The organism is Streptomyces katrae (assembly GCF_000966975.1).
GTDB lineage: Bacteria > Actinomycetota > Actinomycetes > Streptomycetales > Streptomycetaceae > Streptomyces > Streptomyces katrae.
In genome coordinates this window covers 1-2,201 of record NZ_JZWV01000975.1, presented here as the reverse complement: position 1 = coordinate 2,201, position 2,201 = coordinate 1, and the positions used below count along the sequence as shown (strand labels likewise).

Genomic DNA, 2,201 nt, shown 5'->3' with positions numbered 1-2,201 from the left:
GGGGGGCCTCCCAGCAGGCACGATCCCGCGCCGGGCGGGCCGGCTCCCGACTTTTTTTACAGGTCGAAGTAGAGCTCGAACTCGTGCGGGTGCGGACGCTGCGCGATCGGGGCGATCTCGTGCGTGCGCTTGTAGTCGATCCAGGTCTCGATCAGGTCGGGGGTGAAGACACCGCCGGCCAGGAGGTACTCGTGGTCCTCCTCCAGGGCCTTGAGGACGTCCTCGAGGCTGGTCGGGACCTGCGGGACGTTCGCGTGCTCGTCCGGGGAGAGCTCGTAGAGGTCCTTGTCGATCGGCTCCATCGGCTCGATCTTGTTCTTGATGCCGTCGAGGCCCGCGAGGAGCAGCGCCGCGAAGGCGAGGTACGGGTTCGAGGACGGGTCCGGCGCGCGGAACTCGACGCGCTTGGCCTTCGGGTTCGAGCCCGTGATCGGGATGCGCATGGCGGCGGAGCGGTTGCGCTGCGAGTACACCATGTTGACCGGGGCCTCGAAGCCCGGCACCAGGCGGTGGTACGAGTTCACCGTCGGGTTGGTGAAGGCGAGCAGCGACGGGGCGTGCTTGAGGATGCCGCCGATGTAGTAGCGGGCGGTGTCCGAGAGGCCCGCGTAGCCGGCCTCGTCGTAGAAGAGCGGCTCGCCGCCCTGCCACAGCGACTGGTGGACGTGCATGCCCGAGCCGTTGTCACCGAAGATCGGCTTCGGCATGAAGGTCGCGGTCTTGCCGTTGCGCCAGGCGACGTTCTTCACGATGTACTTGAAGAGCATCAGGTCGTCGGCCGCGGCGAGCAGCGTGTTGAACTTGTAGTTGATCTCGGCCTGGCCACCGGTGCCGACCTCGTGGTGCTGGCGCTCGACCTGGAGGCCCTGGGCGTCCAGCTCGAGGGAGATCTCGGCGCGCAGGTCGGCGAAGTGGTCGACCGGGGCGACCGGGAAGTAACCGCCCTTGTAGCGGACCTTGTAGCCGCGGTTGTTCTCCTCGGAGCCCGTGTTCCAGGCGCCGGCCTCGGAGTCGATGTGGTAGAAGCCCTCGTTCGCGGAGGTCGCGAAGCGCACGCTGTCGAACACGTAGAACTCGGCCTCGGGGCCGAAGAACGCGGTGTCGGCGATGCCGGTGGAGGCGAGGTAGGCCTCGGCCTTCTTGGCGATGTTGCGCGGGTCGCGGCTGTAGGCCTCACCCGTGATCGGGTCGTGGATGAAGAAGTTGATGTTCAGCGTCTTGTCGCGGCGGAACGGGTCCAGACGCGCGGTCGAGATGTCGGCGCGCAGCGCCATGTCCGACTCGTGGATGGCCTGGAAGCCGCGGATCGAGGAACCGTCGAAGGCGAGCTCCTCCGCCGGGTCGAACGCTCGCGCCGGGATGGTGAAGTGCTGCATCACACCAGGCAGGTCGCAGAAGCGGACGTCGACGAACTTGACGTCGTTCTCCTCGATGTACTGCTTCACTTCGTCGGCGTTCTTGAACATCCAACTCCTCCTACTCCCGGTCCCCGGGGCAGGGACGGGCTTTATAGCTCTGGTGCGGTGCGTCAGTGCGGTGCCGCACGCTGACCGACCATAAGCAGACGGGATTTCCCAAGCATGACCCATTTGTTTCGCACAAGTTAACCAGGGACCCGTCCAGGTCCCGTCGAAGCGCACCGGTACCGTGGTGGAGTGGACAACAGGCAAGCAATCGGTTCCTGGCTCTCCGGCCCCCGCGCGGCCGCCGAGGACATGGGCGTCGACTTCGGCTATCCGGGCCAGCAGCTCGGCCTGCCGCAGTCGGGGCCCGGCTCCGTGGCCCGTTTCGGGCGCCGGCTCGGCGCGGTGGCCATCGACTGGATCGGCTGCCAGCTGATCGCATACGGGCTCATCACCCATGGCGACCTGGCCTCGGCGGGCAACTGGACGCTGGGGCTCTTCGTGGCCCTGTCGATCCTCACCGTGGGCACGGTGGGCTTCACCCCCGGCAAGCGGATCCTCGGCCTCCGGGTGATCTCGCAGAACGGCGGGCGCCTCGGCCTCCCGCGCGTGGTGCTCCGCACGCGCCTCGGCCTCCCGCGCGTGGTGCTCCGCACGGTGCTGCTGGCGCTGGTCATCCCGGCGCTGGTCTGGGACCGGGACGGCCGCGGACTGCACGACCGGCTCTCGGGCGCGGTCCAGGTCCGGATCTGAGCCGCAGACGCAAAGCGGAAACGGGAGCGCCCTGCGAGCCGGCCG

General features: G+C 68.0%; 2 protein-coding genes. One reads left to right on the top strand and one right to left on the bottom strand.

Features of this window, described 5'->3' with window-relative positions; genetic code table 11:
- Positions 1-56 precede the first annotated feature (56 nt).
- Positions 57-1,466, bottom strand: coding sequence for a type I glutamate--ammonia ligase (gene glnA, locus VR44_RS30735; protein WP_045950897.1), 1,410 nt, complete (start codon positions 1,464-1,466; stop codon positions 57-59).
- Between the two features lie 189 nt (positions 1,467-1,655).
- Between glnA and VR44_RS30730 the strand changes: the two genes are divergently transcribed.
- On the top strand, positions 1,656-2,156 hold the full coding sequence (locus VR44_RS30730; protein WP_094192024.1) for an RDD family protein: 501 nt from the start codon (positions 1,656-1,658) through the stop codon (positions 2,154-2,156).
- Positions 2,157-2,201: the final 45 nt, after the last annotated feature.

Bases quoted from the DNA above. Each gene is read 5' to 3' on its own strand.
- glnA (WP_045950897.1), bottom strand. From the start codon at position 1,466: ATGTTCAAGAACGCCGACGAAGTGAAGCAGTACATCGAGGAGAACGAC.